The 19,036-nt window shown below is 50.4% G+C and carries 17 protein-coding genes, 2 tRNA genes, 2 other RNA genes and 1 pseudogene; 6 read left to right on the top strand and 16 right to left on the bottom strand.

What is annotated here, in order from left to right; genetic code table 11:
- Positions 1 to 7 precede the first annotated feature (7 nt).
- Entirely contained in the window at positions 8 to 1,402 is a 1,395-nt protein-coding gene (locus ACF8D4_RS09965; protein ID WP_025887150.1) for a DASS family sodium-coupled anion symporter, read from the bottom strand.
- Between the two features lie 376 nt (positions 1,403 to 1,778).
- Between ACF8D4_RS09965 and ACF8D4_RS09960 the strand changes: the two genes are divergently transcribed.
- From ACF8D4_RS09960 to ACF8D4_RS09945, 4 genes and pseudogenes are all read left to right on the top strand, one after another.
- Positions 1,779 to 2,087 carry a helix-hairpin-helix domain-containing protein gene (locus tag ACF8D4_RS09960; RefSeq protein WP_025887151.1) on the top strand — a complete coding sequence of 103 codons (309 nt, stop codon included), beginning with the start codon at positions 1,779 to 1,781 and terminating at the stop codon, positions 2,085 to 2,087.
- Between the two features lie 145 nt (positions 2,088 to 2,232).
- An RNA gene (gene ffs, locus ACF8D4_RS09955) (signal recognition particle sRNA small type) lies at positions 2,233 to 2,329 on the top strand.
- A gap of 71 nt (positions 2,330 to 2,400) precedes the next feature.
- Positions 2,401 to 2,580, top strand: a pseudogene (locus ACF8D4_RS09950) (DUF6538 domain-containing protein); the annotation flags it as partial.
- Between the two features lie 138 nt (positions 2,581 to 2,718).
- Complete coding sequence (locus tag ACF8D4_RS09945) at positions 2,719 to 3,639, top strand: site-specific integrase (protein ID WP_146146529.1); 921 nt, start codon at positions 2,719 to 2,721, stop codon at positions 3,637 to 3,639.
- 41 nt (positions 3,640 to 3,680) lie between these two features.
- Here ACF8D4_RS09945 and ACF8D4_RS09940 read toward each other — a convergent pair whose 3' ends face one another.
- The 9 genes from ACF8D4_RS09940 to ACF8D4_RS09900 all read right to left on the bottom strand — a co-directional run bounded on the left by ACF8D4_RS09940 (position 3,681) and on the right by ACF8D4_RS09900 (position 10,369).
- A complete protein-coding gene (locus ACF8D4_RS09940) occupies positions 3,681 to 4,400 on the bottom strand; it encodes a Rha family transcriptional regulator (RefSeq protein ID WP_107352932.1) in 720 nt (239 codons plus the stop codon).
- 123 nt (positions 4,401 to 4,523) lie between these two features.
- A complete protein-coding gene (locus ACF8D4_RS09935) occupies positions 4,524 to 5,219 on the bottom strand; it encodes a KilA-N domain-containing protein (RefSeq protein WP_107352931.1) in 696 nt (231 codons plus the stop codon).
- On the bottom strand, positions 5,216 to 5,425 hold the full coding sequence (locus tag ACF8D4_RS09930; protein ID WP_144216597.1) for a hypothetical protein: 210 nt from the start codon (positions 5,423 to 5,425) through the stop codon (positions 5,216 to 5,218). Before ACF8D4_RS09930 ends, ACF8D4_RS09935 begins: the two co-directional genes overlap by 4 nt.
- A gap of 421 nt (positions 5,426 to 5,846) precedes the next feature.
- Positions 5,847 to 5,922 (bottom strand) — tRNA-Asn (locus ACF8D4_RS09925).
- Positions 5,923 to 5,944: 22 nt separating this feature from the next.
- A tRNA-Pro gene (locus tag ACF8D4_RS09920) sits at positions 5,945 to 6,020 on the bottom strand.
- 519 nt (positions 6,021 to 6,539) lie between these two features.
- Positions 6,540 to 7,154 (bottom strand): hypothetical protein, encoded by a 615-nt coding sequence (locus ACF8D4_RS09915; RefSeq protein ID WP_107352928.1) that lies wholly within the window; start codon positions 7,152 to 7,154, stop codon positions 6,540 to 6,542.
- 669 nt (positions 7,155 to 7,823) lie between these two features.
- Positions 7,824 to 8,396: a recombinase family protein gene (locus ACF8D4_RS09910; protein ID WP_071477084.1), complete on the bottom strand. Its 573-nt coding sequence runs from the start codon at positions 8,394 to 8,396 to the stop codon at positions 7,824 to 7,826.
- A 402-nt stretch (positions 8,397 to 8,798) separates the two neighbouring features.
- Positions 8,799 to 9,875, bottom strand: coding sequence for a hypothetical protein (locus ACF8D4_RS09905; protein WP_226564126.1), 1,077 nt, complete (start codon positions 9,873 to 9,875; stop codon positions 8,799 to 8,801).
- Positions 9,875 to 10,369 carry an XF1762 family protein gene (locus ACF8D4_RS09900; protein ID WP_115390193.1) on the bottom strand — a complete coding sequence of 165 codons (495 nt, stop codon included), beginning with the start codon at positions 10,367 to 10,369 and terminating at the stop codon, positions 9,875 to 9,877. Before ACF8D4_RS09900 ends, ACF8D4_RS09905 begins: the two co-directional genes overlap by 1 nt.
- A gap of 213 nt (positions 10,370 to 10,582) precedes the next feature.
- Between ACF8D4_RS09900 and ffs (ACF8D4_RS09895) the strand changes: the two genes are divergently transcribed.
- Positions 10,583 to 10,680: signal recognition particle sRNA small type (gene ffs / locus ACF8D4_RS09895), an RNA gene on the top strand.
- Positions 10,681 to 11,043: 363 nt separating this feature from the next.
- Here ffs (ACF8D4_RS09895) and ACF8D4_RS09890 read toward each other — a convergent pair.
- The 6 genes from ACF8D4_RS09890 to dinG all read right to left on the bottom strand — a co-directional run bounded on the left by ACF8D4_RS09890 (position 11,044) and on the right by dinG (position 16,540).
- Positions 11,044 to 11,334, bottom strand: coding sequence for a late competence development ComFB family protein (locus ACF8D4_RS09890; RefSeq protein WP_093982738.1), 291 nt, complete (start codon positions 11,332 to 11,334; stop codon positions 11,044 to 11,046).
- 62 nt (positions 11,335 to 11,396) lie between these two features.
- Positions 11,397 to 12,302, bottom strand: coding sequence for a histone deacetylase (locus ACF8D4_RS09885; RefSeq protein ID WP_025011230.1), 906 nt, complete (start codon positions 12,300 to 12,302; stop codon positions 11,397 to 11,399).
- A 3-nt stretch (positions 12,303 to 12,305) separates the two neighbouring features.
- Positions 12,306 to 13,004 (bottom strand): DUF2057 domain-containing protein, encoded by a 699-nt coding sequence (locus tag ACF8D4_RS09880; RefSeq protein WP_025011231.1) that lies wholly within the window; start codon positions 13,002 to 13,004, stop codon positions 12,306 to 12,308.
- Positions 13,005 to 13,013: 9 nt separating this feature from the next.
- Positions 13,014 to 13,676, bottom strand: coding sequence for a primosomal replication protein (locus ACF8D4_RS09875; protein ID WP_025011232.1), 663 nt, complete (start codon positions 13,674 to 13,676; stop codon positions 13,014 to 13,016).
- Positions 13,673 to 14,446 (bottom strand): TSUP family transporter, encoded by a 774-nt coding sequence (locus tag ACF8D4_RS09870; RefSeq protein WP_144133734.1) that lies wholly within the window; start codon positions 14,444 to 14,446, stop codon positions 13,673 to 13,675. Before ACF8D4_RS09870 ends, ACF8D4_RS09875 begins: the two co-directional genes overlap by 4 nt.
- Positions 14,447 to 14,467: 21 nt before the next feature.
- Positions 14,468 to 16,540 (bottom strand): ATP-dependent DNA helicase DinG, encoded by a 2,073-nt coding sequence (gene dinG / locus ACF8D4_RS09865; RefSeq protein ID WP_025011234.1) that lies wholly within the window; start codon positions 16,538 to 16,540, stop codon positions 14,468 to 14,470.
- A gap of 86 nt (positions 16,541 to 16,626) precedes the next feature.
- Between dinG and ACF8D4_RS09860 the strand changes: the two genes are divergently transcribed.
- Complete coding sequence (locus ACF8D4_RS09860) at positions 16,627 to 18,996, top strand: DNA polymerase II (protein ID WP_392468662.1); 2,370 nt, start codon at positions 16,627 to 16,629, stop codon at positions 18,994 to 18,996.
- Positions 18,997 to 19,036 lie beyond the last annotated feature (40 nt).

Genomic DNA, 19,036 nt, shown 5'->3' with positions numbered 1-19,036 from the left:
AAGAGAATCAAATGCCCCAGAAGGTGTGGGCTATGATATAGAGCACCAACATACTGATGAAGTTGATGATAATACCGGCACGCATCATTTCAGACTGCTTTATGTAGCCTGAGCCGTAGACTATGGCGTTGGGTGGCGTGGCCACCGGCAACATAAAGGCGCAGGATGCCGAAATACCTATGAGCACCGACAACATTACGGGCGATAGCCCCAATGCTTCGGCGATAGCGGCAAACACAGGTACCAGCAAGGCGGCACTGGCGGTGTTACTGGCAAACTCGGTCAGCATTACCACAAAGAAAATGACCGCAAACACGAACAGCGACATATGGGTACTGCCGAAGATGTCTGTCATCCAGTGGGCCAGAAAGACGCTGGTACCAGTGGCTTTCAGTACGGCACTCAGGGTCAGACCGCCGCCGAACAGTATCAGCACACCCCAGTCGGTGGTTTTTTCTATTTTCTTCCAACCAACCAAGCCAAGCCCTGCCAGCAAAACCACTGCAGAAAGAGCGACTATGGTGTCAAACTGGCTGATACCGCCAAGGGCAGCCGATAGAGGCTGACTGAAGATCCAGCAGCAAACTGTGGCCAGGAAAATAAGCAGAGTCAGTTTTCCCTGGAAACTCAGTTTTTGATCTTCGATATCCAGTTTACATTCCACCGACAGATCCGGTTTGAAATACAGATAAAGGGCGATAAGCATGGTTGGCAACATCAAAGCCACGGTCAAGAGGCCAAACTCCAGCCAGTCGCTGAAGCTCAAGCCGGCCTGGGCAGCGGCGATGGCGTTTGGCGGACTACCTACCAGAGTGCCTATGCCACCAATGTTGGCCGAGTAAGCGATACCCAGCAGCATAAAGACATAGGTGTTGTGCTGGCTCTCTTTATCCAGTTGCTGCAAGATCCCCAGTGCCAGAGGCAACATCATGGCCGCTGTGGCCGTGTTGCTGATCCACATAGACAGCAATGCGGTTACCCCAAACAACATCATACAGGCGATGCTGAGTTTACCTTTGGAAGCCAGCAGCACCTTTTGGGCGATAAGGGTATCGATTTTTTGATGGTGCAGGGCAGCAGCCAATACAAAGCCACCAAAAAACAAATAGATAATTGGATTGGCAAAGTTGCTCATGGCAGCTTTGGTTTCAAACACACCGAAAAATACCGCCAGAACCGGAATGAGTATCGCCGTGATACTCAGATGAATGGCTTCAGTAAGCCAGAGCACAGCGGCAAATACCAAGATAGACAGACCGGTATTTACCCCGGGTTCAAAAGGTAAAAAGCTGTGCAATAGAAAAAGCAGCAGGATATCTGCAGCCAAGATCAACATGTTACGTTGTTGGGTGCTCTTCTCTGTCTGCGAAGGGGGTAAGCTTTCCGTTTGTTCTAAAGACATTCTCAACTTCCTCGTCTTGTTTTTATGGCAAGCAATTTAGGGCATAGCTCACATTTGGCAAAGGGCTTTCTTGGGTAAGTTAGCTACCATGCCCACTACATTTGCATGAGGAATCTATCACGAAAGCGGTAAATATGAGAGTTGTATCACCATAAATTGATCGCCTTTGAGCGTTTTTTTGTTTCAAACGGTTAACTAAGGAGCACAGCCTTTATTTTGTTGAAAGAGAATGAAAGTTTAAAACGGTGACATTGGTCACATTAACTTATTGTACTAATGTCTAGTTGCAATAATTTGGCAATATTCGTGCGCTGGTCTACATTTCTTTAAGGCCAAGGAAAGGGATACCGGCCTTAACAAATGACAGGAGTCTTATATGAAAACACCATTCTATGCTTTGCTACTTGCAGCTACCCTGAGTTCTCCCCTATACGCCGGAGAGCCCACTAAAGACAAAACCCCACAAACGCCGCAAGCCAGCCAAGCGCAGGTTCATAAAATCAACATTAATACCGCTTCGGAATCTGAGCTGCAGTTACTGAAAGGGATAGGTGAGGCCAAGGCCAAAGCGATTGTTGAATATCGCAGCAGCCAAGGTAAATTCAAATCCATTGATGAGTTGACCCAAGTCACGGGTATCGGCGCTAAACTGGTCGAGCAGAATAAACATCTATTGGTACTTTGAAGGGCAGAGATAAACACAAGTTTTTGTTTATCTTATGTTCACTTGAATGCCACAGAGGGCAAACCTTAGTAATTTCCCTTGATCCCGGCGGGGCCATGATGGATAATCCCCGGCGTTGCAGCAAGGCTGCAAATCTGTGGTGACCCCAGGGTCCCCCCGCAATGATAACTTGTGAACCCGGCCAGGCCCGGAAGGGAGCAACCGTAGCAAGTGACTCATGTGCCGGGGTGTGGCTCTGGGGGAACCTCCAATTCCAAACCTTTTCAAATGGTTAGCTTGAGATAAACCTTGGTGATACACAAGGTGGTACACTTTGAGCTCGGCCAGAACATCATCCAGTCCTTATCTCTTCCAGTCCCGGCATGGTATTTGGTATGCCCGTGTTGTCGTTCCTGAAGACCGTAGAGATGCCATAGGGAAACGTGAACTTCGCAAGACACTTGCCACTAAAGACAAGCGCGAGGCTGTCCTGAGGTCTTGGGATGTGCTCAAGGCTCTGCATGCCTTGGCTAAAGGCAAAGCATCGGCGACACAATCCCCATCAGCCAGCTTGGAGTCTTCTCAAGGTCGTGCTGTGGTATCGGCCCCAGTCCCTCCTGAGATTCCCCCCGTATCCCCCCAGTTACCTAAGTTGAGTCAGATAGCGGATGAATACAGCCGGGAAAAGGTCTTGGGTGGTGCATGGTCGAAACATACTGAGAGCGTTAACCGCAAGACATTCAGAGACATGATTACCTTGCTGGGCGACCTTAGGATTGACCAGTTCACCAAGGAGCTGGCTCAGAGGTATAAGCAGCACTACAGTGCCAAGACTGACCTGTCTGTCGCGACAATCAACAAGTATCTGACTAGGGTCACCGCCTTGTTACAGTGGGCCTCAGCTCACTATGGGACACCCAATCCCATGGCAGGAATGAGCATTCGTGTGTCGGCAAAGGTGAAGGTGTCTAAAGAGCGGGAGGCGCTGACTCCATTCCAAATCAAGCAGCTATTTCAAGCACTGCCCATAGGTAACGCTAAAAGGTACGCCTACAGGTACTGGGTGCCTCGGCTTGCGGCGTACACTGGGGCCAGAGTCGGGGAGTTGGCTCAGTTGTATCTGGATGATTTCACGGTAATTGATGGTCATCCGTGCATCCTTATCCGAGCCAATCACCCAGACCAATCAATTAAGACCCCAAGCAGCGAGAGGGCCATCCCCATTCACCCTAAGCTGATAGCTCTGGGCTTCCTGCACTTTGTTGAGAGACAGCGAAGCCTAGGTCATCAGCGCCTGTTCCCTGAGTTGCCTAAACAGGAGGCTCGGGGTTACTCCCATGCTGTTTCTAAGTGGTTCCACAACTTCAAAAGGAAACTGGACTGGGGTGAGCGAGAGACCTTGCACGGTATACGCCATGCGGTGGCAACCCAGTTGAAACGCAAGGAGTTTAGCTCTGATTTGGTCGCTGGGTTATTGGGGCATTCCCATGGCTCAATTACCTTCGACCGCTACGGGAAGGAGTACAAGGTAAACAACCTACTCAGAGTGGTTGAGGCTCTGGATTGGGAATGAGGGCTGGTGCATCGTCATAAGGATGTATCCAAGGACTTTAATCATGCTTGGAACCGCTTGATGCCAAAGGCTGGGTGTGTGTAGCGGCAAGGTGTTACTTGAGTCAGCTCAGAGTAAAACTTATCCATCAGCTCCTTGAGGTTCTTGACCTCTACCTGAGTGCTGGGGACAGCTCCATACTGAGTCTCGATGTAGATAGCCTCAGTGTTCACCTCGTAATACTCCAACACCTTGCGGAACATGGCGGCAGAGAGGTTGCGACCATACATACACTTGGCGTCTGTGATAAGCAGATAGCCAGGCTTGCAGCCACGAGAGGCAAACTTGTGCTCAATCTCGGCGAGACGTTCACCCTGTTCTATCTGGGTCTGCTTCACGCCTAACAAAGCGGCCTCTTGGTCAGCTTGCTGCTGGGCGATAGCAGCAATCATCTGCGCTGGGGTCATGTTGGGCAATTGGCGTTGCTTGGTCTCCAGCTCCAGCCAGCGGTCGATTACGGCGGCTCTGCGAACTACGTCATAGCCACAGACCAGAATCTCGCACTCGCGGCGAGGCAGGTGGTAGGCGCTGATCCGCTTTGTCTGCGGACATAATTCGGTAACTATTTGATTTTGTTGATAACCCAGATTTGGGGTATCGGCTAATCGCTCCAGCATGTTACGAATGTCACGGCAAACATGGTCGTGACGCTTACCTGTCAGCTCGGCAATCTCGCGGCTTGACATAGTTGGTACGTTGTTGGTTGATACTTGTGTGGACATAATCAGTCTCCTTTTTGCAGTTAATTAAGGTGGTTTGGGTTTGTCTTAGAACGGCAGTTTGCTCATTAGAGGAGCCCTAATGCCTGTGGTCGTATTGACCAACAGGCGGGGAAGTCGAGAGTTCTAATCGTGCTTGGTGGCCTTCGTCAGACGGAACTTAGCCAAACACTTCAGACGCTTGGTGCAGTGGTGGCGCAGCGTCTCAAACTTGCCGTAGGTGGTCAGATCGAAGTGTTTGGTGTTAACCCGGTAGTCATCAGCCATGTGCTTCAAGACAGTCGATACGGAAGTCCAGTAGGCATCCCGCTCAGTGGTTGCGGTCGATGGGAACTCTCTGGCAATCCGATCCATCAGCTCAATAGCCTTGTCTACGTCACCGTTCAGTTCCTCTAGGGCCTTACGCATGGCATGACCACCACGCTGGCCTTGGAGGTACAGTTCAGTAGCCCGTTGTTCATGGACAGACACTACGGTCTGGGCTATCTCTTGGGCTTTCTCAATATCTCCATTAGTCAGGGCGGTGAAGGTATTCACGACCACCATGTAGAACTCAACATCACACCACATGGCGTAGGCATAGAGGGCTTCCTGAGTTGCCCATGTGTGGTTCAATCGATGACCACTCGGAGAGGTAGAGACACCGAAGCGCAATTTTGCGCGTCGGCTGAGACTGTCTCTGACTCGGTGCCTCCACTGATGTGGGAGCTTGCTATTGGGCAACTTGAAGGCGCGGTGAATGTCATTAAGGTCGTACATACCGTCTTCATTTGGGTAGACAGTTGCGGTGATGTTGTTAAAAGTCAGGGTTATGTTTTTCATAGCGTATCTCCAATTAATCCTATTTCTTGGTCAACCATTTGCTTTGCTATGGCAGCCAAGAGTTGAGCACTTGTCATCACTGGTTTGCCGTCAATAGCAGACCAGTAGTCGAGTACAGCAATGCAACAAACTACGTCGTAACCTGTTGCTAGAATCTCGTGGCTAGACATAGTGAGCACATTGCTAGGTGATATTTGGGTGGACATTATTAGTCTCCTTAAAGTGCTGCCCTTCTGGGCGTAGTCAGTTGAATGCCCTACCGCTCGCCTACAGGCCTCAGCAGAGCTGGGTTTGTGATAAAACATGAGTACCTCCTGAAAGGTTCTGTCGTTAATGGAGGGACAATTAGTGATTTCCGGGAGAGCGGTCGCTGAAAAACCCCCTCGATCCACAGAGGGAAGGAGGGGTAAGGAGGACACACATTGAGGAAAATCGGATTGAGGTCTGCCCGTATCGGACTTGGCTGTCGAGGGACGGGCGTTCGCTCAAAAGCGGTGGTTGCGGTGGGCTTTGGTTCCCACAATGCCAGTGCCTATGGACTGGCGGTTTACGTTAACTCTACGCAACCGAAACTAACAGTCGGCTTTCGTTCGTTAATGGAGGGACAATTGGTTTGTCCCAGAGAATTGGCGGCAAAGGATGGATTTGAACCATCGACCCACTGGTTAACAGCCAGTCGCTCTGACCACTGAGCTACTCTGCCTATAGCATGTAAATAAGGAATTTGGTCTCGATGAGAGGGCTCGAACCTCTGACTTCCTGCTCCCAAAGCAGGCGCTCTCACAACTGAGCTACACCGAGGAAGGTGGCCGATACGTGCTCTCGCATTCTGAACGGCCAGCTTATTGAAACTGGTTGATGACCGTGAAAGGCCATTGCGCTTTCTGTCGTTAATGGAGGGACAATTCCCAGACCACCCTTCTCGCCTGCCTGTAGAAAAGAGAGGGCCACTGAAACAGCAGAGGAAACTGTGTGGCCCCATAGGAGGGAGATAAGGAGACAATTATGAAGCGTGACATTTCTGTCGTTAATGGAGGGACAATTCCCAAAGCCTTGATTTTGCTGGCTTCGGGCAGACCCAAGACATATCTGTCGTATATGGAGGGACAATTGCCTCCGGCCCTTAGAAAGAAGGTGAGTACTGAGCGTTCATTCGTTTTCCTTGCTGAGAGTGTGCGAGCTTGGTGACGGGATATGACTCAGTACTTTTGAGCTGATGTTGTAGCTCAACACGCAGAGAAAGGGGCGCGTTCTGTTGCTTGAGTGTGGCTATCAGGACTGTGCCCGATCGTCACCATAACCCCAAGCTTGCTGTGCGTTTTACTGGAGGGGGAATAACCTGCAGTCCAGCCTACTGGCATTCTTGACCTGCTTGGCTTCTTCAATTTTCTGTATAACGTCAAACGGCAATGCCAAAGCACATTTCACCAAGCTAAATATCTTGCTGGCTTGAGATTTGCTGTAGCGGTAAGTCTCCATGATTGACTTGACTGTAATCAGTTCTAATTCAGATAGGACTGAAACCAGTACAGCAGGAGAGGCAACGCCCCTAGTGTTGTTGTCAGACAGGCTCATTAATCCACGCAGCAGGTCCGAGAGGGCGAGGTGAATAACATCTCGACACTCATCTTTGAGGATCAGAAACCATGTGTTTTCAATGCTCGCCGCTTTTCGACCAGCGCCTGGCTTACGTTTTCTCTCCTTATCTTCCACATCCGAGCATTGCTTGGTTGTATCCAGTACGCTGAATGCTCTCCCATGCTTAGAGCGAGCACGCATTTCAAAGCTGGGCAGAGGTCGTAATGGGGCTGCTTCATCAAAATTGTGCAGTGCCTGTGCGATTATTCTTTGTTGGCATTCTGTGGGCTGGTAGCTAGTGGGGATGATAACGTCAGGTATGGGACTACCTGCGGCAAAGTCAAAGACTGTGCTCATGGTTGAGTAATGCTCCATCGTTGAGATAGCGCAGGTGGTTGGAATCTGAAAAGCCTTATTTGTCTCACCTATATAGAAAGACTCACCTAAGGATGCCTTCGGGCAGTAACGACCCCAGCTTCAGAGCTATCAAGTTGTACTAAAGGGAAGGTTTTATTTGTGTTAGCAGATGTAGAGAGAAGCGAGCCGAATACAGGAGGCATCAGGTAGGCGCGTTAGTTGAAGCTAAACCAACAGTCTCCTGTTACTTTGGCTACCGTTCTCCTAAAGGATGTAAATAGGCTTTGCAGTCTATTTGTGGGGCGTAGTAAGTAGATGAATGCCAATAGGCTGGATTTTCTTGGTTGGTATACCTCTACCTCAGGAGTGCTCTGAGTATTACCTGTAGGCAGGGACTGCAAGCGGGAGCGAGCAAAGACAGGGAACCTCTGGAGCGTAGCCACAGGAGAGACTCAAGTCTGCTCCATCGTATATGGAGGGACAATTGGCAGATGGTCTCCCGCAGGTGGTCTTGATGACCGTAGACGGTCTTAGTGACAACACCAAAACAGGGAGGCAGAGACAAGGAATGCAGAAGATCCTCAGAACGTCTCAGAACCTCGATTAGCCTCCAGTAATACCTTTGGTCTATCCAAGACTCTGGAGGCCATAGCAGATCATCCAGAGCGTTTACAGGCTCTTATTCCAGTGCCTCTTGACTGTCGCCAGAGACAACCCCAAGACCTCGCTTGCCTTGGATTGCGACAGCCCTTGCTCTCTTGCTTTCTTCACCGCCTCAGTAGTTCCCTTGGCTACAGGGCGGCCAAGCTTCTTGCCTTCAGCCTTGGCCCTTGCGAGTCCTTCCTGAGTACGCTCTACAATGCGGGACTTCTCGAACTCAGCAAAGGCAGTCATCAGGGACAGCATCAGCTTACCTTCAGGCGTGCTGAGGTCGGACACAGGCAAGTCTAGGGACTGGACGCTAATCCCCCTTGAGGTCAGATGCTGTATGGTCTGGAGTACGTCTATGGCATCCCGACCCAATCTATCCAGCTTCAAGACCACTAGGCGGTCTCCAGCTTCCAACTTGTGGTCTACTAGGTTCTTGAAAGCTGGCCGAGCCATGGCTGCTACGCCTCCAGAGATAGACTCGCTAATGATACGGCTATCCAGTAGCTCTGGGATGCGCTCCTTGAGCTGGTGGGCTTGAGTCTCGGCATTCTGCTCGACAGTGGAAACACGACAGTAAGCAAAGGTTCTCATGGGTTAACTCTCGGGTGGTGTCATAATCGGTATCAAGAATGGTCTTTGGGTTCAACAATGTCAAGTGCTATTTTGTTGATACCAGATAAGACCCACAATTCCCAGTGTCATAAAACGATGGTTTGTTGAGCCTATGGATGGTGTCTGTGGTTGGTCTGAGAGTGTCTTGGGGAAACGAAGGGCAGAAAATAAATCGATAGGGGGGGGTACGGGGGACTGTGGGCCAAAGGCTACATCTAGAAAGGCCTCAGAAATTTTTAGCATTTTTTTAGTCTGCTAAAGTTATCTAGAAACTTCCTAAAAATGAGGCTGCGAGACCGCCTTACTTACTATCCGTTAATATACCTAGCGCTAAATAAGTAATTCAGTCCAGCAGCAAGACTTTCGATTTGCTACATACCTCTATTTTTTGTTGTAAAAATAATATAATATCCCTGCGATTATAGAAATACCGGAGAAAGCAATAGATGCTTTCCACCATTTTATATCCGATATGTCAGTGGCTTTGCTAAGCTCAAGCGCCATATAAGCTAATCCACTAAGTAAACCAAAACCTATAGCTCGCCATCGGGATAAACGCAAATTCAAATCAAGATGTACTGCGAATTCCCCATAACTTTCGTTGCTTATTGGAAGGGACTGGTCTTTTATAGGAGAATTTTTACCTTCAACTATAGGTTGAAAGCTCAATAATGAAGCCTGCGAGTTTATTTGCAGGGTTTTAACTGTTAATGGAATCTCAACATCGTCAAACTGAATTGATGTTTCAAGCGGATTGATGGTGTTAAGAGTCAACTCTCCACTAGAGTCCGTAATGATGATTTTGGATTTTGAGGGGGTCGGTTTGCTGGATTCATTCGAATTCTTACCTGGATTCGCTATAGAAAGCTTCAGCAAGTAACGTGAGCCATGGAGCAAGTCATAGGTAGTGAATTGGTTGTTTTCAAAAGTTTTTGAGGGGACTACTTCCCAGCGTCTACATATACCACGTTTCCGGTAAATCCCCTTTATTTGAAAATATGTGATGTCTATAAAATGCTCCTTTATAGCATTAACTCTCGCAGCCCAGTTGTCTCCGTCTGTATGCTTAGTGCAGTTTAACTTACTAAAAAACTTTGTCGGTGGCAGGCGTTCTATAGCATTTGATGATGCTATGGATAGATTTGCGAAGTCTTTAAGTTGCATATATACATGAAAGACTGATGTGGCATCACTAACCTCTGTTTTAACAATCTTGGCATATCTAATTGACGTATTGAAAATATCTTTTTTTCCATGGAGTTCATTGCCATGGCTGTAGAATATTGCTACGTCCTTTCCCGTTAGCTTAGAGTGATCTTCTGCGAGTAAGTTATCATCGATCCAGCTTCGTTTATACCTGAAGTGGATTATATGGTTATTTGGTAACGATAGAACTCTATATATATCAGCTTGGTAAAGCTTTCGACTGTCTGAACTAAATGCACAGATGATTTCCATTAAACAGCTACCCTTAAGTTGTTTTCCCAACGATATTTAGTAAGTGCATAGACTTCAAGGTGGGCTCTTTCTATGCCATCTATTTTGCTTTTGTTCTGCCAACGCTTATGAGGTTTGACTGTCCCAACGTTTTTCCAGCCTGCACCTTTAAGAGAGGCTCCCGACTCGCTGTCTAGCGTATATGTAATGACCCTTTCCCCACCCATTTCTGCCCAAATCTTGCAGCACCTACTTAATAGAAAGCTACAAGTCCCTTTTGGAGCCTTTTCCTTAACACATAGGCGCGTGATTTCGATCGTCAAGCCATCCATATAAGTTGCTGACACGGGATTTCCGGCAATCATCACTCCAACCGTACTTCCCAATCCATCGACAGCTGCTAAAGCCCATTTGCCACAGTTTCTGATGGTTGGGCGGTGATGTCTATGGTGCTCTTTAATAAATGCGTTAGCTTCTTTGATAGAAATGGGGCGCACCTTAACTGTTTTAGCCAACACTTACTCCTTGAGGAATCTCAGTTCTGGCGGCTGCGGTCACTGAGAAAAAATATCGTGTCATGTAACTATGTAATTAAAAAGACTTTTAGTGCCAAGTTCAACTAATACTTAGGGTCTTCTTGACATAGTTAATCTGAAGGGATACAAAATGTGGGTCATTCAACAGATTAATCCACTTAGGTGTCTTCAAGCGTGTGAATGGATGCTTACCTCGCGTCCTCCCCGCAATGATAACTTGTGAACCCGGCCAGGCCCGGAAGGGAGCAACCGTAGCAAGTGACTCATGTGCCGGGGTGTGGCTCTGGGGGAACCTCCAATTCCAAACCTTTTCAAATAGTTAGCGCTGAAAGTACCTAAGGGGTCCACAAGGTGGTCCACTTTGAGTCTAGCTAAAGCCGATTTCCATCCCTATCTCTGTTACTCCTGACACGATATTTGATGCGCCAGAAGCGCGGCCCCTCTATAGCGAAGAAGCACCAATGGCTACCATTAACACTTTTGTTTGGTATAAACAGCTGGCTACATGGACTGCGATGGCTTGGCTACCACCTCATTAACGGCCAAAACAAGACAGCCAAGAAGTAAAAGAATAGCAGCAGAGCGGTGACTTTATTTCCGCAGGTGAGGCTTAAACCCAGAGTTATCCGTGTTTCTTGATAACTGGGCCTGTGCTACCCCTGCGCTTGCTGATCGGTTTCCAGTTTCGGGGGCAGTTTGGATTTCAAAAACGCCCGTGATTTCTCTAATGCCTGGTAGATTTCGTTGCGCATTCTATCTTGCTCTTGATAGTCACCGTAGAAATAGGTGTCTACCAAATGGTGAATGTAGCGCACTGGTAGTTGATTGAGCGTGATACAAGCCAGATCGGCCACATAGTCGACCGGCAGCTCGTCCATTAATCCCTCTTCAGCGAGGATTTCCATTAACATCACTTCGTAGTAGTTGCGGATCTCTAACTGCATAGGTGACGCTCCCCAAAGTTTTGCTGCATTACGCTTGGTTTATAGCATTTGGTTTGTAGCCTTTAGCGATATAGCATAGCAGCGGCATGAAATAACTGACTGTGTCTGAGTGTTAATTGTAGAGGGTCTTTGCAGTATCCGCCTCCCGTGACACAGGCTATTGGTATTGCAGCGTCTCTGGCATGACGCAATACGCTCATATCCCGCCGGAATATGCCCTCAAGGCTGAGCTGCAGCAAGCCGAGTTCATCTTCAGCATGCACATCGACTCCGGCGTCATAAAGAATGAGATCCGGTCTATGAGTCAAGATCAGCAAAGGCAGTATCTGCTCCAGCGTTGAGAGGTACTCGTCATCACCAGCGCCTTTTTCAAGCTCGATATCATAGTGAGAGTCTGCTTTACGGGCGGGGAAGTTTTGCCGGCAGTGTATTGAGCAACTGATGATATTCGCATCGCCGACTGTCATGGTGGCTGTACCATCGCCTTGATGGACATCGCAGTCGACAATCAGAACCTTGTCCGCCAGTCCTTGGTTTATCATGCGTCTGGCACTATAGACCAGATCGTTGAAAATACAGTAACCGCTGCCAAAGTCCTGGTGAGCGTGATGGTAACCGCCGCTGATATGCAGCGCTATGCCGTGCTCGAACGCTTTTCGCGCCGCAAGCTCGGTACCGGCGACTGAGTGCAGTGTCCGCGTCAGTAGATGTTCGCTCCAGGGAAAACCTATGCGGCGCATCGCCTTGGGATCCAGTCGATTGTGAATAAACCCGGCAACATATTGAGGGCAATGCACAGAAGCTAGGGCAGTTTGGTTTGCAGGCTTTGGAGAACAGAGGCTGAATTGCCCGGAAAATGGAGTTTGGCACAGGTACTCAAACAGGCGTTGATATTTGCTGATGGGAAATCTGTGCCGGGATGGTAACGCCAGCCTGGAATAGCTGGCGTGATATACCAAAGGGATCATCTATCAGAGCTGTTTGATGGCCCAGCTCATGAACTCTTTGCGAGTCGCTTCATCGGCCTGTAACCACCAGTACTGCAGCATTTGCTGAGCGTGGGCGGCACTGTCACCATTTTGGCCGGCAGCTTGAGGAGCATTGCTTGGCATTGTCATGGCGCTGACGGGTGATGGTTTGGATACAGGTGCTACCGGTTGACTGGCTGCCATGTTACCTGCGGTTACGGCTGCGGCAGCGGTTTCAACATCAGGGCCATTGTTGCCGCTGAACAGTTGTGACAGGAACGAGGTTTCTTTCAGCTGAGTCAGTTCCACCTGGTAGTTGACCTGGCCCTTATCGGCGCGGGTAATGACGACCTGAGGGGTTTTGGCAAACTCTTTGGGCTTCTTGACGTAGTCACCATCGGCAGGCTTGAGGATGTACTCGTTGTCGCCTTCGGCTTTCAGGGTCAGAATGAAAGGAGAAGACTTAACGAAGCTCTGACTGTCGGAAAACTCGTCATCGATCATGTCATGATAACGAATGGCAATCTTGTGGACACCTTCGGACAGTGCCAGCTCAGATTTGTGGTTGAAGTTGCTGGTTTCAATTTCCTTGCCATCCAGTGCCAGATACTCAAAAGACATAGGGATGGTCAGATTGGCCGCAAATACCGAGGAAGTGCTGAGCAGGGCCAGTAGGGCCGAGGCGGTCAAGCGTAGTTTCATTGTTGCTCCTTAACGATTGTAACTCTGATGCGGACGTTCAAATGCCTGAATGCGATCTTCAATATAGCTGATCGCCTGCCTGCACTTACCGAGGCGGCGATGCATCAAAAGGATGTCATTCTGGACGGGGATTTTGTCAGTACTATGACAGTTTTCAAGCTTTGATTGCAATTGTTCAATCTTTTGTTCTATTTTTTTGGCCCAGTTCAGATGTTTGTTCAGCTCTTCGTACAATTGATGGCTGTTTTGCATAACACCTGCGGCTATCCAGCCAAAACCACTTTCCTGATGCCGGCGGCCCTGACGTTGTTGGTAGCTTTGCCGTTTACTGGCCTGCTGCAGCTTCTGGATCCTGGCGTTGAGACCTGTGGTTCCCAAGGCCCGTTTCAGGGCGACAAACCTGTCCTGAATACGTTCGCAGCTTAAGGCGATAGTGTGTTGGGCCAACTGATGGCGTAACTGTTTTTCCAGCTGGTCTATGCTCTTGTGCAGCTGTTCCACGCAGGGATAGAGTTGGGCACCATGCTGAATAAACAGTTCGCTGTTGAAGCGTTCTGTATCCTGCAGCAGTTTGCGCTGCGCCGGTGGCAAAGAGGCATCATGTTGCAGCACTTCCTGCTCCAACTGCCTGAGTTGTTCCCGCAGGCGTTGTACCAGTTGGTTGGTGTTCAAAACCAGGCACTCCAGGCTAGATTGGCGGCGATAAGCACCACGATAGCAATAAAGAGTGGCCTGATAAACGGCATTCCAAAGCGGATAGCCGAGTGGGCGCCGATATAAGAACCCAGCATCATACACAAGCCCATCACCACACCTACCAAAAGGTGCACCTTACCTAGCAGCAGGAAAATCATCAATGCCGTGATGTTGCTGACAAAAGTCATCGCTCTGGCCAAGGCGCTGCTGTGCAGGAAGGGCAGGCGGTAAAGGGCGGTCGAGCTGACTGCCCAAAAGGCGCCAATGCCTGGGCCGGCAAAGCCGTCATAGGCGCCAAGCCCCAGCCCCTGAAGTATCTGTTTACATTTCGCCGGCGTTTCGGTGACGGGTTTACACTGGCTGCAGCCCATGGCTCCGGGTGAAAACAGCGAATAGAGCGCGATGGCGATAATAAGCAATGGCAGAATTTTTTCCAGCCAACGGGTATCGATGAGATAAACGGCAATACTGCCGATAACGGCGCCTACGGCGGTGGCAATAAAGGCGAACAGCCAGAACTTTGGCGTCAGCAACTGCTTGCGGTAGTAGGTAAATGCCGCCATGGAAGAGCCGAAGCAGGCCGCCAGTTTATTGGTCCCCAGTGCCAGATGAGGCGGCATGCCCACGGTCAGCAAGGCGGGAATGGACAGCAGGCCGCCGCCACCGACTACGGCATCAATAAATCCGGCCAGCAGGCCGACTGCGGCCAATATGGCCCAGCTGCTGGGTTCGAGCAGAATATCCACTTTACATCCTGATTGAGCGCATCATTCGATAACGCGGCGGTAAGGCGGCAGGGCATCGAGCAGCGACGACCCGTATCTTTTGGTTACCAAACGCCTGTCCAATATGGTTATTCGGCCATAGTCCTGCTCTTTTCGCAACAGGCGGCCGCAACTCTGGATGAGTTTCCGTGACGCATCCGGAATAGTCAATTGTAAAAACGGGTTACCGCCTTTCATTTTGACATATTCTGCATGGGCCTGCTCTACCGGCGAGGTGGGCACGGCAAACGGCAGCTTGGTCACTATTAAGTTGGTCAGGTAGTCGCCGGGAAGGTCGAGACCCTCGGAAAAACTGCCGGTACCAAAGATAATGCTGGGCTCGCCTTTGTCACATTTCTGCTTATGCTGCTCGAGCAAGTGTTGGCGTGGGGCACTGCCCTGGATCAACGGTTCGGATACCAGCTTGTTGCGCAGTAGATCGGCCACCTTTTCCATCTGCCAGTATGAGGCAAACAGCACCAGAGTGGCCATTTCCCCCTCCACCAACTGCTTTATCTGGCTGGCGAGTTCTTCTGTGTAGGCGTCTTCGGTTGGCTCGGTGCGCATTTTCGGTAGGTAGAGAGTGGCGTTGTTTTCAAAATCGAAAGGAGATTGCAGCGCCAGGTAGCGACTGCCATCATTGAGTGACAGGCCAACCTGATAGGCAAAATGCTCAAAGCGGTTCAGCGCTCTGAGGGTGGCGCTACATAGCACGACGCCGGCGGCTTTTTCCCACAACATATGTTCCAGCATATAGCCGACTTCGATTGGCGATGCACTGAAAAGGTAGTCCTGCTGCTTGCCGCTGAGGGCTTCAATCCAGCGGGCGGTGGGGGCACCTTTGGGACTGTCCTCCTTGGCCATCATTTTCCAGAGCTTTTGCAGGTTTTCCAGGCGCTGCATCATAAAGCCGGTTTCACTCAAGAGGGCTTCCGCCTGATGCCTTGGCAATTCACCATCCTTGACGCTTTCGCTGAGGATAGCCTGCATCTTGTTGAATTGCTTGAGGGCATCGTTGGAGGCCGTGGCCAGGTTTTCCGCCTGAATCAACAGGGCGTCCGGCAGCTTGCCATGTTCGAACCGCAGGCGGTTTTCCGGGTTGGCAAAGAGTTTGGGTTGGGTATCACAGTAGTGGGCAACCTGATTCAGCAGACCGGTTAATTCTTCGATGCGATCCAGCATCGCCTGCGCCGGGGCGATGATATTGTTGCTCTTTATTTGGTTTTGCAGTTTGGCCGTGGTCTTGCTGACTTTCTCCAGCCAATCACAGGCGCCCCTGAGCGTGGCCTGGGCGCTGGAGAAATCCCTGGCCACATTCGGCAGGTGATGGGCTTCGTCGATAACGTAATAGACTTCTTCCGGATCCGGCAGAATCACACCGCCACCCAGCTCAAGGTCGGCCAGTAACAAACTATGGTTGGCAATAAGCACATCCCAGGTGTCAATATCTTCGCGGGCCTTGTGGAAGGGGCAGTGGCTGTGACTGGCCAGTTGGCGATGACAGCTGTGTTTGTCACAGGCTATCTGCTGCCACAGGTGGTCCGGCAGCGGCGTCTTGAGGGTATCGAGCTCGCCATTCCAGCGGCCATCCTGATAGTCTTTGAGCAGCGCCTGCAACTGCTCAACCTGTGAGGTATCCGGCTTGGTCTGCCACATGGCCATCTGGCTGCCGTTGCCATCACCGACCAACATCTCAAGCTTGGCCAGGCACACGTAACGCTGACGCCCTTTGACCAGACCGAAACGGAAGTTGAGTTTGGAGTGTTGCAGAAAAAACGGCAGATCTTTATGCAGCAACTGCTCTTGCAGCGCCACTGTCGCGGTGGCTATACAGACTTTTTTCTTGCTGGCTAGCGCCAGGGGAATGGTTCCCAGAATATAGGCCAGGGATTTACCTATACCTGTTCCCGCTTCAATCACCATGATGCGCCGCTGCTTGTCGTATTCACCGGCAAGTGTCTTGGAGATCTCCGCCACCATATAATTCTGTTCCCGGCGGGAACGGAAGTTGGGCAGTGCAGAGGCAATGTCCTTGTAGATCTCACGGATCTGGGTCTTTACATGGGCTGCTAGCATGAGACTCGGTTCTGGAAAATTATCCTGTATATATTACCAGTAATTTCTTATGCTAATAAACCTCTAAAACGCGATTGTCCCGACTCATGCCCCAAAACACGCCGCAAACCCTTAAGGGCCGTATTCTTACTCGTCATCTGGCTCAGAGAGACGAGGGGCTATGCCTGCAGTACTATCTGGCCACTGAGCAGGGGCCTGTGTTGGTTGAGGTGCCGGGGCAGGAACAGGTTTGCTTTGCCAAAGAGCAGGATGTGGCGGTTTTATGCCAGGGTTTAAGCCAGGTGAGGGCCCAGCCGCTGGCGCTGAGAAACTTCGCCGAAGAGAAGGTTGCAGCGCTTTACAGTCGCAGTCGGCAACAGATGCGGTTGCTGCAAAAGCAGGCCCAGGATCAGGGGATGCCTTTGTATGAAGCCGATCTTAAACCCCAGCAGCGTTTCTTGATTGAACGCTTTATTGCGCTCGATGCCGAGTTTTACGGTTATTTCAGCGAAGAAAGCGACGCACTGAAACGGTTTGTTGCCAGTCGCGCCAGGAAAGCCTCGCTCAACAATATAGGTCTGGCTGTTATTTCCCTCGATCTTGAATGCAGCATGCAGGGTGAACTCTATTCCGCCGGACTCTACGGTCGTGACCGCGATGGAGAGCTGTTTCAGCGCGTGTACATGATAGGCCAAGCCCAGGACGGGCCTGTCTATATCCACTGGGTCAGGGATGAAGCAGCCCTGTTGCAGGCTTTGGTTGACTGGTTCAGTCTCTGGGATCCGGACATCATCATAGGTTGGTCGGTTGTCAATTTCGACCTGGCACTGCTGAGCCGACGATACGCCCATCATGGTATTGAAGCACGGCTTGGGCGCGCAGGCATGCCCATGTCCTGGTTGGTGGAAGGCAAGTATCGACCGGAAACCCTCTCCTTGCCCGGGAGAGTGGTGCTGGACGGTATAGACTGGCTCAAGGCCGCCTTCTATCAGTTTGAGCGCTATTCGCTCGAGTTCGTCTCCCGCGCACTCTTGAGTGAGGGCAAGGCGATAGATAAAGTTGAAGATCGCGGTCAGGAGATAAGCCACCTCTTTCAAGAGGATAAATTGGCATTGGCCCACTACAATCTGACCGATTGCCGTCTGGTACTGGATATTTTCGATAAAACCGATCTATTGAATTTTGCTTTGGCCCGGGCGCAGCTGACCGGGTTGGAGTTTGGCCGGGTAGGGGCTTCGGTGGCGGCGTTCAATCATCTCTACCTGCCACACTTGCACCGCGGCGGATTTGTGGCGCCGGCAGCACCGGCCAGTGATGGTCTGGAGAGTCCCGGCGGCTATGTGATGGACTCCATTCCGGGCCTTTACCGGGACATTTTGGTGCTGGACTTCAAGAGTCTATACCCTTCGATTATCCGTACTTTTTTAATCGACCCCATGGGGCTGGTGCAGGGCATGGGTGAACCCGAAGTTGAGACGGTTCCCGGCTTTCTCGGTGCCAGATTCAGTCGCAAACAACCTATCTTGCCAACGCTTATCGCCAAGTTGGCCCAAGAGCGGGAAAGCGCCAAGGCCCAAGCCAATGCCCCCCTGTCTCAGGCAATCAAGATCATCATGAATTCGCTTTATGGGGTACTGGGCTCTCGGGGCTGTGTGTTCCACGATGCCCGATTGGCAAGCTCAATTACCATGCGCGGCCATGAAATCATGCAGCAGACCAAACGTTGGATTGAGGACGAAGGCATGAGTGTCATCTATGGCGACACAGATTCGACATTTGTTTGGCTGGGACAGCAGCATGATATAACAGATCCGCAAGCCTTCGGCAGGGAGTTGGCTGCCAGGATAACCGCCAAGTGGCAACAGCATTTGGCGGAGCATTTTCAGTTGCAGAGTCATCTGGAACTCGAGTTTGAGCGCCATTATGAACAGTTTCTGATGCCCACCCTCAGAGATTCGGAAGAAGGCTCCAAAAAGCGCTATGTCGGTGCCAGCCGCAATAGTCAAGGTCAGTTGGATATCATCTTCAAAGGCATGGAGCAGGTTCGCAGTGATTGGAGTCCCCTGGCCAGACGAGTGCAGTACGAGCTGTACCGGCGCATGTTCAATGGCTTGGATGTGGTGGGCTTTCTGGCCACAGAAATAGAAGCGCTCAAACGCGGTGACTATGATAGCGAGCTTGTTTTCTCCAAGCGGCTAAGGCGTAAGTTGGATGCCTATCAGGCCAAAGCATCACCCCATGTCAAGGCCGCAAGACAACTGTTGGAACAGACCGGCGACCCTCGTTATGGCCGTTTGGGCACCCGGATTGATTACCTGGTAACAATCAATGGCCCCGAAGCTGTTTCCCTCAGGCGTTCTGCCATTGATTATGACTACTACATCGAAAGACAGATTAAGCCGATAGCCGATCCAATACTTTCCATAATGAAAGAAAGTTTCACATCAATCAGCACGGGACAAATGAGTTTAATCTGACGCTTAATTTGTTTCAAAAAGTTAATGAAGTTAATAAATG

The sequence above is a fragment of the Shewanella sp. YQ_9 genome (assembly GCF_043103185.1).
GTDB classification, from domain to species: domain Bacteria; phylum Pseudomonadota; class Gammaproteobacteria; order Enterobacterales; family Shewanellaceae; genus Shewanella; species Shewanella algae.
Note: the sequence above shows the minus strand (reverse complement) of the source record. Positions and strands in the feature narration are given on the sequence as shown.

Excerpts from the sequence above, each read along its gene's own strand:
- ACF8D4_RS09965 (WP_025887150.1), bottom strand. The coding sequence starts at position 1,402 with ATGTCTTTAGAACAAACGGAAAGCTTACCCCCTTCGCAGACAGAGAAG.
- ACF8D4_RS09960 (WP_025887151.1), top strand. The coding sequence starts at position 1,779 with ATGAAAACACCATTCTATGCTTTGCTACTTGCAGCTACCCTGAGTTCT.
- ACF8D4_RS09940 (WP_107352932.1), bottom strand. The coding sequence starts at position 4,400 with ATGTCCACACAAGTATCAACCAACAACGTACCAACTATGTCAAGCCGC.
- ACF8D4_RS09935 (WP_107352931.1), bottom strand. The coding sequence starts at position 5,219 with ATGAAAAACATAACCCTGACTTTTAACAACATCACCGCAACTGTCTAC.
- ACF8D4_RS09930 (WP_144216597.1), bottom strand. The coding sequence starts at position 5,425 with ATGTCCACCCAAATATCACCTAGCAATGTGCTCACTATGTCTAGCCAC.
- ACF8D4_RS09915 (WP_107352928.1), bottom strand. The coding sequence starts at position 7,154 with ATGAGCACAGTCTTTGACTTTGCCGCAGGTAGTCCCATACCTGACGTT.
- ACF8D4_RS09910 (WP_071477084.1), bottom strand. The coding sequence starts at position 8,396 with ATGAGAACCTTTGCTTACTGTCGTGTTTCCACTGTCGAGCAGAATGCC.
- ACF8D4_RS09905 (WP_226564126.1), bottom strand. The coding sequence starts at position 9,875 with ATGGAAATCATCTGTGCATTTAGTTCAGACAGTCGAAAGCTTTACCAA.
- ACF8D4_RS09890 (WP_093982738.1), bottom strand. The coding sequence starts at position 11,334 with ATGCAGTTAGAGATCCGCAACTACTACGAAGTGATGTTAATGGAAATC.
- ACF8D4_RS09885 (WP_025011230.1), bottom strand. The coding sequence starts at position 12,302 with ATGATCCCTTTGGTATATCACGCCAGCTATTCCAGGCTGGCGTTACCA.
- ACF8D4_RS09880 (WP_025011231.1), bottom strand. The coding sequence starts at position 13,004 with ATGAAACTACGCTTGACCGCCTCGGCCCTACTGGCCCTGCTCAGCACT.
- dinG (WP_025011234.1), bottom strand. The coding sequence starts at position 16,540 with ATGCTAGCAGCCCATGTAAAGACCCAGATCCGTGAGATCTACAAGGAC.
- ACF8D4_RS09860 (WP_392468662.1), top strand. The coding sequence starts at position 16,627 with ATGCCCCAAAACACGCCGCAAACCCTTAAGGGCCGTATTCTTACTCGT.